Origin of the sequence: Streptomyces lacaronensis (assembly GCF_047337785.1) — a bacterium.
Taxonomy (GTDB): Bacteria; Actinomycetota; Actinomycetes; order Streptomycetales; family Streptomycetaceae; genus Streptomyces; species Streptomyces lycopersici.
On record NZ_JBLHDK010000003.1, the window covers coordinates 6081120 to 6094908 of the forward strand.

Genomic DNA, 13789 nt, shown 5'->3' on the forward strand with positions numbered 1-13789 from the left:
CCAGGCGTTTCGGCGTGGCTCACTCCGCACGGGAGCCAAAACGACATGCAGGCGTGGCGCAGGCCGTAGGGATGTGGGCGGGTGATACGGCGCCGTATTCCTGCGACCGGACCGGGCCACCACGGGGCCGGTGCCCCGTCCTCGGCCGCTTCCTGCTGCCCACGCGGCGAGCGTTCTAGATGTGGGAGGCGGAACGGGCGTGCATGCCCGGTGGCTTATCGAGGATGGCTACAAGGCCGAGCTGATCGACCCGTGGCTCGGCACATCGAACAAGCAGTGGCCATCTGCCCAGTCTCGCTGGGCGACGCCCGTGCGCTGAGCGCCACAGAAGCGAGCTACGACGTGGTACAGCTATTCGGCCCTCTCTACCATCTGCCCGCTCCGGAAGACCGGCGCCAGGCTCTTTCCGGAGGCGCGCCGCGTGGTGAAGCCCGGGGGATTGGCCGCCGCCGCGATCAATCGATACGCGTCCCTCTTCGCCAGCTATGCCCGTCTGCAGACGGAACGCATGTAAGCGTCTATCTCCAAGATCCTCAACACCGCTGCGCACGACGGCAAGGGCTTCACGCTGGCCTACTTCTACCGCGCCGAAGTCGCCGACGAACTGCGCGTGGCAAGGCTGAGTGAGGCGCGGGTGTTCGGCATCGAGGGTCCCGCGCGGTCGCTACTGAAGGCGAGTCGAACAGCAGCCCGGGAACCCACTCACGGACGACTTGTTCGCCTCCGTGCTGACGGCCGCGCGAGTGGCTGAGCCTTACCCGGAGCTCTTGGCTGCAAGCTCCCACTTCCTGGCGGTTGGCAGGGCGCTAGCGTGATGCGCGCCGAGCCGCCGCCCATCGCTTCAGCGGAGGCTTGGCCAATCTGTGGCCATACGAGGCGCGGTACCGGGCCATGACTACTCAATCCGCAGGTCAGAGGTCACCCCGCGTCTGAGCTGATACCTCATCCTTAGCCCTCGTTGCCCTGATCCATGCCCAGTGCGTAGCCAGACGTTTCTGTCACCTCTATACGGCCCGAACGAACCCTTACGAGAGTCGGTCGGACGCCACTATGATGTTGGAGGTGCCGAATTGGGGAGGGGCAAGTGACAACGGCAAAGCAGCTAGTGTGCTTAGCGAATTCTCGCAAACTCGGTGAGAGGTGCATCGCGGGGATCGAGAGTGGGGAGGGAAAGTGGATTCGTCCCATCAGTAGCCGTGACGGTGAAGCTGTTTCTGAAAGCGAGCGAAGGTATGCGAGTGGAGCGGAACCGCGCGTACTTGACCTCATCTCTATGCGGCTTATCGAGCATCGACCGGACGGCTTCCAGTGCGAGAACTGGCTCGTTGATCCCACTGTCCGTTGGAAAAATATTGGGCGGATCGGCTGGGATGACCTCTACTCTCTAGAGCAGCATCCCGCGAGCTTATGGCACAATGGCCATAGCTCGAGCGGAGGTATAAATGATCAAGTGCCAGCTACCCAGCAGAACGCAGTGTTGGACTCGCTCAAGCTAATTCGGGTAGATGCTGTAGAGATACGGGTGGATCCCGCGTACTCTCAGGCTGGAAATCAAAAATTCGATGTACGCGCTCACTTTCGGTACGCAGGTTCCTGGTATGTGCTGAAAGTAACCGACCCCATATATGAAGAAAAATGCAGAGAAAGGGGTTTAGGGCGTTATAAGTTGACTGAGTCCTTTCTGACAATAAGCCTAGGGAAGGAATTTAATGGTCATCTCTACAAATTAGTGGCGGCCATCATTGAACGCACCGAAGTGGAATCGAGTGGAAGGTTATGACTTCCAACATAGTGATGACGATCGGTCATTCTACCCATGCGTTTCCAGCATTGATGCAGCTGCTTTGGCAAAACAATGTCACGGCAGTCGCCGATGTTCGATCGATCCCCGCCAGTCGCTTCACGCCGCAGTACAATCAACGCTCGCTAAGGCGGGGACTGCGCGAGGCGGGCATCAAGTACGTCTTCCTGGGTGAGGAACTCGGGGCGCGTACAGAGGACGCCACTTGCTATGTCGACGGACGAGTACAGTACGGTCGCCTTGCTCAGACGCATGCATTCCTGCGTGGTATTGAACGCTTGGCAAAGGGAGCAGAGACCGAGCGCATCGCCATTATGTGTAGCGAAGGTGAGCCTTTGGACTGCCATCGGACGGTTCTCATTGCGCGGGTGCTCTCCAAACGTAGCATCACTATTGAACACATCCATGGCAGCGGGCGGGTAGAGAGCCATGCCTCGGCAATGAATCGCCTCATGGTCAAGTTCGGGTTGGCTGAGGCAGAGCTATTCCGCACGCCGGAGGAACGCCTGGAAGATGCCCTTAGACGTCAAGAAGATCAGATCGCTTATGTAAATGAGGCTTTTCAGGCCGGTAGAACGGCGGGCGTATGAAGATTCACACCATCGGATTTACGAAGAAAACTGCCCAAAGGTTCTTCGGTCTGTTGCGTATGTCGGGAGCGACGACCCTCGTTGATGTCCGACTCAACAACATCTCACAACTGTCAGGCTTCGCAAAACGGGATGATCTCAAGTATTTCTTGGGTGAACTTTGTGGAATGGCGTATGCTCATCGGTCTGACCTGGCACCGACGCAGCCCATGCTCGATGATTATAAGAAGCAGCGAACCGGCTGGGCGGCGTACGAAGACAGATTTTTGGAACTCATGAAGCAACGGGTCATCGAAGACGCCGTCCCACAGGAACTGCTCGACAATGCGGTATTGCTTTGCAGCGAGGAAAAACCGCATAACTGCCACCGCCGGTTGGTCGCGGAGTATCTCGCACGGTGCTGGGGTGGCGTCACAATCGAGCATCTAGTCTGATAGCCGTTTCACGCATACCGCGATGCCTAAGCGTGCTCGTCACGGCGTCTGTAGCCTACAGACGCCGTGAGTGTTCGCCGACGTCCAAGAGGCGGGGCTATGGAGCTACATCCTGAGGAGTGAAGGGAACGTAGGGCTTCTTCGGTATACCCCTCCCACGTTGACCAGCGCGTGCGGCCAAGCTGTGGCCAGACGGAGGGCTGCTGCGCTCCGTCATCCGGCCTCGTCAGACGTGCTGTTGAGTGCATCGTCGATCAGCTGGTTCGCCCGGTTCTGCTGCCCCCGCAGCAGCTTCGCGTAGAACTTCCAGAGCACGGCGATGCTGTGGCCGGCTCGCCGGGCGACCTCCACCGGGTCCACGCCCGCCTTGATCCACAGCGAGATGCCCGCATGCCGCGCTGAGTACGGCACCTCGGCGAGCAGCGAATTGAAATCGGTGTGGGGAAGAGCCTCGCGTCGAGCGTCCTGCCATACCTCCGTGTACTCCGTCGAGCGCACCCGACCGCCGCGCACGGCGCGGAAGAGCCGCCCGTCCGGGGCGGTCCCGTACTCGTCCAAGTGCCTTCGAAGCAGATGCACGAGCGCCGGCGGTATGGGCACCGGCCGAGTGGTATTCCGCGCCCGCCGCTTCAGCCCGCGCACCTCGTACGACTTGCCGTCGTCCGTCCACCCGGCTCCCACCTCCGGGCGGCTCGCCGCGAGGATCAGCTCGCCCCAGCCGGACTCTGGCAGCTTGCAGTCTCGCTCGGTCAGCGCTGCCGCCTCCGAGGGGCGCATCCCCGCGTAGTACAGGCAGCCGAAGAACGCGTGAAGGTGCTCCCCACGCGGCCCCTGGGCCCTCACGGCCTCCAGGAGCTCCCGCATCAACTGGGGGCCGGGAACGTAGCGGAAGTCCACCTCGTCGTCCGTCTCCGGCGGGTCCCAGTCGATCCGGCTCAGCGGGTTGACGGTGAGCAGGCCCCGCTCGATTGCGTAGCGCAGAGCGTTGCTCAGGACGGTCCGCTTGCGCCGGAACGTGTTGTCCGCCGATGACGTGCCGTCCAGCTTGGTGGAGAGGGCACGAAGGGCCCGGCGGATCCGGACCGAGTCGTCCATGTCCACGACCTTGACCGAGTGCTTCGCCACCCATGCCAGCGCGGCCGCGATCTCCTCCGGCGGATCCCCCACGTCCTTCCGGGCCGCGAACTCGCCCTCGTCGTCGCGGACGCACTGGAAGGCCCATACGCGCAGCGCCAGGCGCAGAACCTTGGGGTCCGGCGCACCCTTTTTCGGCCCGGAGAGCAGCACGGGCATCATGTTGGTCAGCGCCTCGGCGATGCCGGCGCGGTGCTTCGCCGCGACGTTGGGCCACTTCATGAGGGCGTAGTCGCAGGCGTGTTCGTACCAGGTTGGAGAGTTGAGCTCGCGCAGTTCGGATGCGGGCAGGCCCGTCTCCACGTCGAACTGCTCGCCCTTCCGTATGGCCGACATGAGTTCGGCCCGGCGCCCATCGGCGAGCGGCTGGCTCTGGAACGGCTGCTGATGCGTCTCACCGCCTACCAGCCACCGAAGCTGGTAGGGGGCGCTCTTGCTGTTGCGCTTCCGGATGCCCCAGATCCGTACGTCGTAGGTCAACACGCTGTGTCTCCTGAACAGACAGAAGGGGCGCGCCGTGGCGGCGCGCCCCTGGAACGGACTTGGGATCAGACGGACGCTTCCTCGTTCGCCTCCCACCAGGCGTCGAGGTCCGCACGGCGGACCCTTATCTGCCCGTTCGGGAGCTTGACGCACTTGGGCGCCTTGCCCTTGGCCCTCATCCGGTAGAAGGCCGACCGGGACATGTCGATCTCCGCCAGAACCTCGGGGAGCTTGAGCCTCTGGTTGCCGTTCTTGGTCGCGGCCGACGCCGCGGACGTGCTCCTGGTGCTCTTGCGCACAGGGGTCCTCCTGCTGGAGTGGTGTTGGGATGGGCGAGCAGGGCGGCGGGCTGTCCTTGGTCGGGGGCCGCTGCCCTGAGATCGAGGGGATGCCGTTGCTCGTATCTGTCCGAAGCGCGGGATTCTGCGTCACCGCGTCATCAGCGTCATTCGTGTTCCTGGCCTGGGGTTTTGGGTGACGCAGAGGTTTCGGGGTGCGTCATCGGGTGACGCAGGCGTGCGTCATCGGTGACGCGGGTGACGCGGGGTGACGCAGCCCCGGCCGTCCTGCGTCACCGTTGTAGTGGCAGGTCACGGGTCGTTTTCCACCCTCGGGTGTCGCAGGTGACGCAGCGTCTCTTCTCTTCGGACAAGAGAAGGGGGATGTCTGCTGTGGTGCTGGGCTTAAGGCGTGAAGAAGGAGCCGCTTCGCGGCGCGACATCGGGCGGCGCGTTGCGCCGAACAGCAAGAAGAGCACCCGGCGAGTGGTGCTCTTCTTGCTTGTTCGGGCGGTCGTGGGGTGCCGGTCAGAGGATCGGCTCTTGCTGATGTGGCGGCTGGTTCGGTCGTCGGGTCATCTCGATGTAGCGGCCCTCTTTGGTGCGGCCCCAGTCGATCAGGACGCCACGAGCGGCGAGGGTCGGTTGGAGTCGCTTGAGGCGGTCGGAGAGGACCTTGCCGGTGGTCGGCCAGCCCTTGGGGAGGGGGCGGAAGTCGTCCCCGCTGTACAGGCCGGTGAGGCAGTGCAGCCACTCGGAGGAGGTCATCCGGATTTCCACGCCCGGATCGATGCCGGCGGCGTGCTTCAGCACCGTCTGGGCCAGGAGGTCACCCTCGATAACGTCGTCGTTGAGGTCGTCCAGGCAGGTCCGGTAGGCGTTGAGCGCTCCGAAGCCGGTCGCCGCGTCGAGCTGCGCGCACAGGTGAGCGAAGTCGGCCATCCGCAGGTCGGTGGGGGTCTCGGCCTCGGCCGCCCGGACCTTGACGGTCAGATCCAGAAGGGACCCGAGGACGACGGGCAGGACCTCTTCGAACTCCTCCCACAGCTCGGCCTCGGTCCGCCGGAGGCGGGGGCGTTCCAGGCGGAGGGGGAGGAGGCGTTCGGCGAGGTCGGGGCGGATGACGCCCACGTCGATGCCGGTCAGCAGCATGGGGCGGCGGTAGCGGGCACGGACCACATCGCCGTCGGTGTAGAGGGCGCGCTTGATGGTCTCGGCGCCGGTGACGATGCAGCACATCAGGTCGGACAGGTCCGGCGCCAGGTGCGAGAGGTTGTCCAGCGCGGTTACCCAACCGGCTGCCACGGCCGCGATCAGGTTCTCCTCGTCTTTCGGAGCGCGGCGCAGGTCACAGCTCATGCCCTCGATGATCCTCACGAGCATTCGCCCGCCGGTGGACTTGCCCGCGCCCTGGGGGCCGGTGAGGAAGGGGGCGGGGACGGGAACGGACGGCCCGAGGCAGCCGATCAGCCAGGCGATGGCCAGGCACTCGGTCTCCGCGCTGGCGAAGTTGCACAGCCTGAGCAGGAGGTCGATGCCTTTGCCGTCGGTGTCCTTGGCGGGCAGGGGGAGTTCGCCGGTGAGCTGGGTCCGCCGCCAGCACACCTCGCGCGGGTCGGGGATGGCGATGTCCCAGCCGGTGGGGTGGATGCGGACGGACTGCCCGTCGCTGCGGCCCAGGTCAAGCCACGTCGCCCCGTCGAATCCGGGCGCCACGCGGATGTGGACGGTTTGTACGTCCTCGGTCATCGCGAGTGCTTCGATCAAGTCCAGTGCCTCCTTGAGGGCGGTTCCGTTGAAGACGCCGTGGCCGTCGTGGAAGAGGCCGACCATGAGTTCCTGGCGGTGGCTGCCCGAGGTGCCCTGGGAGCGGATCGGGCGGGCCACGGGGTGGCCGTTCTTCTGGGCGAACACGGTTCCGTCGGCGGTGCGGAAGTACCGGAAGTGCTGCTGCGCGTACTCGGCGATGACCTCGCGGGCCGGGGTCTTGTCGTCGTCGGACATGGTCACAGTCCCAACTTGGCGCGGGCGTTGGTCCAGGCGTCGGTGCAGTGTCGGGGGGATTCGCCCTTGGCCTGAGCGGCGGTGAACAGCCGCGCGACGTGGGTGTCGGTCAGGCAGCCGCACCGGCCATGGGTGGCCAGCACGGCGAGGAACGTCCGGTACACGGTGGTATGGACCGCGCTGCGGGCATCGGTGATGCGCTGCTCCGCCATGGTGATGCCACGCTCCAGATAGGAGGGTGTGCGGTGGCGACACTCTCCGCCTCCGGCCGGTGCGGGCGCAGTGACGGCGCGCGGTGCCGCCTGGACCATGGTGGGGCTCTTCGTGGCCAGCGCGCGTACGGCCGCTGGCAATGCCGTCGTGGAGCCGGTGCCGGGGCCGAGCCACCGGGCGTAGGCCCTCGTGGACTTGAGGTCTACCCCCTCGCGGACGCCGTTCACCGAGCGCATGGCGCCCTGGTAGATCCAGTGCTCTCCGCGGGTGGTGGGCACGGTCCGGGTGGGTGGGAGGGTCTGGCGGGCCCAGGCGATGGCTGCCGGGTTGTCGAGGTCCACGACGGTCAGCCCGGCGCCGCCGGGGTGGTAGGCGACGGCCACCGCCAGGCGCCAGGCGTGGGCCCAGGCCGGAGAAGTGATCACGGCAGGGTCGGTGGCGGCGGCTGCCCAGGCATGGCAGACGGAGGGGCATTGGCAGGTGCCGGGGGTCTTCATGTTGGGCCTGCCGCCGCACGCGTTCCCCGCGCAGGTGCGGCAGTTCCCGAACGGCACCTTGCCTTGGCGGAGCGGCAGCACCGGCAGACCAGCCTTGGCCAGTTCGAGCGCGGTTCGTAGGTGGTCGTGGGCGGGGTGCTCTCGCCGGATGGGGGTGGGTTGGGCCATGCTTGGGGTTCTCCTGTTCCGTTGTGGATGGGCAGGGGAAGCCGGGGCGGCGGGCTGTCCTTGGTCGGAGGCCGCCGCCCCGGGCGTCACGGTCGAGCGGGTTCGCAGAGGGCGACAGTGCGGATATCGGTGAATCCCTCGGCGGCCAACTGCTCGGCCGTCGGGGTCATCTGATGCAGCTCGCGCACCACGTCCTGCGGGACCTGGCGGGTGCGGGCGGTGTTGCGTGCCTGGCAGATGGCCAGCGGCAGCTCGAAGAGAACGGCTACGGCGGGGCGCTGGTAGTAGCGCGCGCGGGCAAGGAGTCCGGCGCGGACGTGGGGCAGCACGTTGGTGCTGTCCACGACGGTGGTCAGGCCGCGTGCGAGCCGGGCCTCCAGCAGGAGGTTTTGGATCTGGGCTGCTGTGGGTGTGGCGGACTGGTCGGAGGCATCGTCAGTCGCCATCTGGCGGAAGTCGTCCAGGCACAGACGGCCGGTGGGGAAGTGACGGCGGGCGTAGGTGGACTTGCCCGCTCCAGGCGGGCCGACCAGGACGATGAGACTTCCCGGGGTGTGCGGAGCTTCCACGTGGTTGGCGTTCCTCACTTCTTGGGCTGGAAGAGCTTGAGGGTGATGCCGCCGACGCCGAGGGGTCCGGCGACGGCTCCGGCGATGGCGGTTGCGGTGTGGGCGGCGACGTCCATCAGCCAGCACAGGGCGGCGGCCAGTCCCCAGCCCCCGGCGACGACCGCCCCGGCGATCGCGAACGGGATCAGGACGCGCCGCCACGGGAAGCCGGTCGGGTCGGTGCCGTTGACGACGATGACGACCGGCTGTCCGGTGGCCTGTGCGCGCTGGTAGACGTCGGCGGGTATGTGCGGGGCGAGGTTGCCCGGGATCGGGTGGTGTGGGTCGGGCTGCTGCACGGATGCCTCCTGGGCGGTTCGGTGCGGGTGGTGGCGTGTCAGCCGATGCGGCCCAGGGACTCCGCGAGGGACTGCAAGGCGTCGTTGATCGTGGGGGCGGCGCCGGTCGAGGCGAGGCAGAAACCGAAGAGCGCGGCGACGGTGGCACCGCCAGCGCCGAGGGCGCGGTTGCGGAGCATGAGGCCCAGGAGAGCTCCGAGGAGGAGGACGGTGGACATGGAGACGATCACGGCAGCTCCTTACTGAACGTGACAAGTGAGGTTGTGCGGGTGTGGGGGTCCCACGGTTGTTGTGGAAGGGAGTTGAAGCCGCGTGCAACCGCCTGAGGGACGGACTCGTGGGTGGCTGTGTGGGACTCCCACAGCCCCCACATGCAGGTCACAGGCCCCCACAGGGTGTGGGACCCCCACAGGCCCTGTGGGGGTCGTTGTGGGGGGTGTGGGAGTCTGCGTGTGGGAGGGGTGGCGGTTACCGTGCGTCGCGGTAGCGGCGGATGGCTTCGGCGAGGGTCTCGGCGAGGTAGCCGGTGCGCGGCTCGCTCTTGCCGACGCGGACCGTGCCTTTGCCAGGCCGCTCGACGCCCACCGCGCGCAGGATGCGGCCCAGCTCGGTGCCCAGTTCGGTGGCGCCGAGTCCGAGTTGCTCGGCGAGGTCGGCGGTGTGCATCCGCCCGCCTGTGGCCGTCACCGCGTCGTACGCGCGCTGAAGCAGCGGCGGCACCCGGTCGGGCCCGTCGCCATCCTCGGTGGTGTCGCTGTTCTCCTGGGGCTGGGTGCGGCTGTAGGAGAGGTTGAGGCCGCGGGGGCGCTGCCGGTCTGCGCGGCGGGTGCGGTCGGGTTCCTCGGTGGTGCCGTAGGTCTGATCGATCTCGGCGAGGAACCGGGCCGCGAGCTCATCCGGGTCCTCCCCCTGGCCTTGGCGCTGGTAGGACAGGTTCAGCGACCTGTGCCGACGCTCGCCGTTGTCGCCGGACGGAGGCTGTTCGGGCTTGTCCAGCACGGCGGTTGCCGTTCCGGCCGCGTCGGGCGCCTGGTCGTCGTCGGTCTCGCCGTTCCTGACGGCCTCGGCCGCCGTGGCCAGCCAGCCCGCCCGCGCCGGGCTCCACCGCTCGCGGTAGTCCGCCCCGGCCGCCTCCACCGAGACGGAGTCCAGGGTGGGGCGGCGGTCGTTGGTGGCGAGGACCACGCGGCGGACCATGGACGGGAGGGACTTCCAGCCCTTGAACTCGGTGGGGGCGAAGCCGTTGGCGCCGCTGTCGCCGATGATGCCGGCGCCCTTCTCGTTGAGCTGGTTGCTGTCGATGCGGACCTTGGGGAAGAGCTTGCCGACGTTGTGGCCGGAGTTCTCGCCGGAGGTCAGCGCGAGGGACAGTGGGGAGAACCGCTTGACCACGGTGTCGCCGATCGTGTTGAGGTTGCCGTCCACAGCGGTGAGCACCTTCCGGATGCCCATCGCGCGGGTGGTGCGCATGACTTCCTTGATGAGTTCGGCCAGTTCCCGCTTTTCCGGCTCGCGCCGGTTGTTGGCGTGCGCCAGGGCCTCGGCACCCTCATCGATGACGATCTCGATCTGCGGCAGCTCAGGCGAGATGGGCAGCAGGGTGGTGTCCTGCTGCCGCATCAGCTTCTGATACCGCAGCTGACGGGCCTTGTTGATGCGCAGCGCGGCCTGGAGCATCCGGATCGCTTCCTTCGGGGTGGCCGCGAGCCAGTCCACCCCCGGCCGGGTACCCGCCGGGGCGGGGTTGTCCGGGTCGTCGGGCTCGATGAGCCCCTGTGCCTCCAGCCACGGTGTCACCCAGGGGATGCCGATGGCGCCCTGCTTGAGGTCGATGACCCAGGTGAGGACGTCGGTGCAGCGGGCGAATCCGGCGAGGATGACGTCCATGAACGTGGACTTGCCCGATCCGGGCGGGCCGAGCAGCAGCGCGCACGCCTCCCGGAGGAAGACGCGGATTTCCTCCCCGTTGGGGCGCAGGCACCAGGGGATGCCGGTGAGGATCGACAGGGGGCTGTAGTCGTCGGGGTAGAGCTTCTCCTCCCGCATGATGTTCTTGGTCATCACGTCGAAGACGACCAGCCCTTGTGCGGCGCCTTCCTCGACGTGGACGGTGCAGCCCAGCGGGAGGCGGGCGTCGGCGGCCAGGGCGCGGGAGCGGGAGCTGATGCGGTCCCAGGTCACCCCGCCGCCGGGCAGCTCGGCCTCGACGGAGAATCCGGCCCCGGTCTCCCAGAACTCCACCGCCACGACCTTCACGTCCGCCATGCAGACCCGGCGGACGCGGTCCTGCCACTCGGCGGCGATCACGCGACGGCGGCCGTCCATCTCAGCGGCCGCGGCCCGCGCCTCGGCGGTGAACCGCTCCTCTTCGGCGACTTCTTCCCAGGCGGCGGTGTGGGACGCGGCCGCCCCGATGCCCACACCGAGCGCGGCCAGTGATCCGGCCGCCGCCCACGACAGCGGTCCATGGGCCATGGCCCACGTAGTCCAGCCCCCGGCCACCAGCCAGGACGCCGCGCGGGCGACGGCGGTGCGGAGGGTGAGTTTGCGGCGGACGCTGTGGCCGATGCCGTGCCCCACGGCTCCGGCGGCGCCGATCAGCAGCGGCCAGCCCTCAGGCATCCCGGTCGCGGTGCCCAGCAGCGCGGCCGCCGCCGCACCGGTCGTCGCGGACAGGGCCCCGGTGATGGGGCCGTGACTGCGAGCCCAGTCCAGCGGCGGAAGCGTGCTGCCGGCGCCCGGGGTCTTGGTCTTCTTGGTGCTGGAGAGGTTGAGTTTCTTCGAGCTGCGGGGTTCTCGGCTCATCGTTTCCTGCGTCGTCATGTCCGGCTCCAGACGGGGAAATAGGTCGGGCCCACACACCAGGTGGTGTGCGGGCCCGTGCGGAGTGGCGGCGAGGGGTTACTGGTTGTTGGTGGTGTCCCAGCCCTCTTCGGCGTTGTTGCGGGGCTCCTCGTGGCGCCGGATGTCCTGCTCGTGGACCACGCGGAAGGTCGTGAACGCCTCCTCGGCCTCATCGATAGCCAGTTGCAGCGCCTGGTAGATCGCGTCGAGCGAGGTGCCGACTTCCGGCTCCAGCGGGAATTCCTCGTCCGACTTCTGCGCGAGGATCGCGAAGGTGTTCGCCACGCTCGCAAGGGCCTCGGGGAAGCCCTTGATGGTGTCGTGGACGTGCATCATCCCGTCGGGGTCGTAGTTCTTCGCCGCGGCTTCCATCTCGGATGCCGACTCGTTGAACAGGAAGCCGGGCCCGGCGGTGGTGGACATGGTGGTGGAACCTCCTGTGCTGGTGCCTGCGTAGGCGTGGTGGCTGCGGGGAGCGCGCCGGACCCTGGAGCCGATCGGCTCCTCGTCCTCGTCAGCGGCGGCGTTGTCGAGCGTGGTCTTGTGCTCGGCGCGGATGGTGATGTCGCGGTCTTCCCGGGCCCGCCTCGCTGCCGCGGCCAGCCGGGCGTAGACGCGCTGGCCAGGCCACATCAGCCAGCGCCAGCGCAGCCGGACCCCGATCGGGTGGGTGATCATCCCGATGGCGAAGAACGGCACGCTGATCGCGGCAGCGAGCACCTTGCGGCCGTAGCAGCGCAGCGCGGAGGCGGTCAGCCGCCGCCACAACCGCCACCGCGCCCACGCCCGTTTCCGCAGCTCTCGCATCCCGGCCAGCCGCCGCGCGGTGCGCTCATCCTTGGCCGCGCGGACGCGTGAGCGCATTCGGCGCATGGCCTGCCGCATCCGCTCCCGAGCCGAACCCACCAGGCCCCTGATGCCCCCGCCCCTGGTACGCGGGCTGCGGCCACCGGCCGCCTTGGACCTCGGGGACTTGGACAAGCCCAACCCCTTGCCTCCCGGCCCCCGGCCGCTGGAGCCTTTGCGCCTGGTTGCCCGCTTCTCGGCCTTCCGGGCGGCCTTGGCCGCGCGCCGGGCGTCGCTGAGGTTCCGCCGGTCAGCGGTGTCCTGACGGCGCCGCTCAGCACGTGTGGGGGCGGCCGTCTGACGCTCCGCACGGGCCGCCTTGACCGCGCCGAACGCGCCCTTGACGCCCTTCGAGGAGCGGCCAGCCTCGGCCGCCCGGAGCTTGGCCGCCTGACCTGCCGCGCGCAGCGACCTGGCCCCACTGGGGTTCGCACTGCCCGGGGGCATATGGAGGCCGCTGCCTCGGCCCCGGGGCGTACCTCCGGCTCGGCCAGTACCGCCGTGGCTCGCGCTGGAGCCGCGCCGGGCGCGGGTGCCGCTCGATCCGAAGCCGGTACGACCGGTGCGGGGGCCGTTCTTGCCACCTCCGGTGTGCCTGCCACCCCCGGTGTGCCTGCCAGTCCGGTTGGCGTGCTGCTTGGCCGTGGCCCGGCGGTGCAGTGCTGCGGCACCGGCCGCGGTCGCGGCGATGCCGGCGGCCGCCAGGCCCGTGATGGGGGCTCCGGCGGTGAGGACGGAGGCGGATACGGCGGCGACGGTGCTGTTGGCGCCGATGACCGTCAGCGGAACAGCAGGAAGGCCGCCCGGCGTATGCGCCAGCCCACCACCCGGAGCCTCAGGCCCGGCCGCCGGTGCGTGGTCCGGTGCGGGTGGTGTGTCGGGGATCTGTTCGTCATCGGTCGCGGTCTCGTCGGCGGTCAGGATGGTGTCGGACACTGGTCACACTCCTTTCCAGGAGCAAGAGGGCGGCCCCGGCCGGGCCTGGACAGCGGGCCGGGGCCGCCCGTGCGTCACTTGGACTTGTTGAGGTAGGCCGCCAGGGCCAGGAGCGCGGTGGCAAGCTGCGTTTCGGTGGTCAGCGTGGCGGGGTCGTGGCTCTGGTGGGCGATCTGTGCGTTCTGGATGTGGTCGTACGCCTGGGCGGCCAGCTCGTCCGGTTGCAGACGCTTCAGCTCGCGGACGGAGGTACGGCCGGAGAACAGCCGAGCAATCACCGAGGGGTCCTTCCTGTCATCAGGGCTGGTGGGAAAGGCGGGGTCAGGTGTGGCTGGGGTGGGTGGCGGCGATCTCCTGCCACCGCCGGTTCTCGACCGCGTCAGCGCGGGTCAGCCGGACGGTGAACGCGCAGCCGGGGACCGTGCAGCGGTGCGTGACCGTGTGAGGCGCCTGGGCGAGCTGGTGCAGGGTGTCGCGGAAGGCGATGTACAGCGCCAGAGCGCACGCCACAACGAGGGCCAGCGGCACGTCGTAGGTGCTGAGGTGATACCCCAGGTAGCCAGCCATCGCTGCGGCGATGGCCTCGGCGAGCAGGGCGGAAAGACGCTGCTTCACGAATGCCTCCAAAAGGCATGAACAGGGTGTGGGGAATCG

The 13789-nt window shown here is 67.9% G+C and carries 14 protein-coding genes; 3 read left to right on the top strand and 11 right to left on the bottom strand.

Going from position 1 to position 13789, the window contains the following annotated elements; translation table 11 throughout:
* The first annotated feature begins 1105 nt into the window (after window positions 1–1105).
* Genes ACMTAK_RS26395 through ACMTAK_RS26405 form a run of 3 tightly spaced genes read left to right on the top strand, consistent with a single transcriptional unit; the run spans window position 1106 to window position 2825 of the window.
* Window positions 1106–1780 (top strand): dual OB domain-containing protein, encoded by a 675-nt coding sequence (locus ACMTAK_RS26395; RefSeq protein WP_413812994.1) that lies wholly within the window; start codon window positions 1106–1108, stop codon window positions 1778–1780.
* Window positions 1777–2391, top strand: coding sequence for a DUF488 domain-containing protein (locus tag ACMTAK_RS26400; RefSeq protein ID WP_413808495.1), 615 nt, complete (start codon window positions 1777–1779; stop codon window positions 2389–2391). The genes ACMTAK_RS26395 and ACMTAK_RS26400 overlap by 4 nt, the downstream gene beginning before the upstream one ends.
* Window positions 2388–2825 (top strand): DUF488 domain-containing protein, encoded by a 438-nt coding sequence (locus tag ACMTAK_RS26405; RefSeq protein ID WP_413808496.1) that lies wholly within the window; start codon window positions 2388–2390, stop codon window positions 2823–2825. The genes ACMTAK_RS26400 and ACMTAK_RS26405 overlap by 4 nt, the downstream gene beginning before the upstream one ends.
* 213 nt (window positions 2826–3038) lie before the next feature.
* On the opposite strand, the gene ACMTAK_RS26410 is transcribed toward ACMTAK_RS26405, so the two are convergent.
* The 11 genes from ACMTAK_RS26410 to ACMTAK_RS26460 all read right to left on the bottom strand — a co-directional run bounded on the left by ACMTAK_RS26410 (window position 3039) and on the right by ACMTAK_RS26460 (window position 13750).
* Complete coding sequence (locus ACMTAK_RS26410; RefSeq protein ID WP_413808497.1) at window positions 3039–4442, bottom strand: tyrosine-type recombinase/integrase; 1404 nt, start codon at window positions 4440–4442, stop codon at window positions 3039–3041.
* 65 nt (window positions 4443–4507) lie between these two features.
* A complete protein-coding gene (locus tag ACMTAK_RS26415; protein ID WP_413808498.1) occupies window positions 4508–4741 on the bottom strand; it encodes a helix-turn-helix transcriptional regulator in 234 nt (77 codons plus the stop codon).
* 507 nt (window positions 4742–5248) lie between these two features.
* The gene (locus tag ACMTAK_RS26420; protein ID WP_413808499.1) at window positions 5249–6724 is read right to left on the bottom strand and encodes an ATP-binding protein; all 1476 of its coding nucleotides are present in this window, start codon (window positions 6722–6724) and stop codon (window positions 5249–5251) included.
* Between the two features lie 2 nt (window positions 6725–6726).
* Entirely contained in the window at window positions 6727–7602 is an 876-nt protein-coding gene (locus tag ACMTAK_RS26425; protein ID WP_413808500.1) for a bifunctional DNA primase/polymerase, read from the bottom strand.
* Between the two features lie 86 nt (window positions 7603–7688).
* Complete coding sequence (locus ACMTAK_RS26430) at window positions 7689–8171, bottom strand: AAA family ATPase (protein WP_413808501.1); 483 nt, start codon at window positions 8169–8171, stop codon at window positions 7689–7691.
* Window positions 8172–8185: 14 nt separating this feature from the next.
* Window positions 8186–8509 (bottom strand): hypothetical protein, encoded by a 324-nt coding sequence (locus tag ACMTAK_RS26435; protein ID WP_413808502.1) that lies wholly within the window; start codon window positions 8507–8509, stop codon window positions 8186–8188.
* Between the two features lie 38 nt (window positions 8510–8547).
* On the bottom strand, window positions 8548–8739 hold the full coding sequence (locus ACMTAK_RS26440) for a hypothetical protein (RefSeq protein ID WP_413808503.1): 192 nt from the start codon (window positions 8737–8739) through the stop codon (window positions 8548–8550).
* A 238-nt stretch (window positions 8740–8977) separates the two neighbouring features.
* A complete protein-coding gene (locus tag ACMTAK_RS26445) occupies window positions 8978–11332 on the bottom strand; it encodes a P-loop NTPase family protein (protein ID WP_413808504.1) in 2355 nt (784 codons plus the stop codon).
* Window positions 11333–11410: 78 nt separating this feature from the next.
* The gene (locus ACMTAK_RS26450; protein ID WP_413808505.1) at window positions 11411–13135 is read right to left on the bottom strand and encodes a hypothetical protein; all 1725 of its coding nucleotides are present in this window, start codon (window positions 13133–13135) and stop codon (window positions 11411–11413) included.
* A gap of 74 nt (window positions 13136–13209) precedes the next feature.
* Window positions 13210–13413 carry a hypothetical protein gene (locus tag ACMTAK_RS26455; RefSeq protein ID WP_191064343.1) on the bottom strand — a complete coding sequence of 68 codons (204 nt, stop codon included), beginning with the start codon at window positions 13411–13413 and terminating at the stop codon, window positions 13210–13212.
* 43 nt (window positions 13414–13456) lie between these two features.
* Entirely contained in the window at window positions 13457–13750 is a 294-nt protein-coding gene (locus ACMTAK_RS26460; RefSeq protein WP_413808506.1) for a hypothetical protein, read from the bottom strand.
* Window positions 13751–13789: the final 39 nt, after the last annotated feature.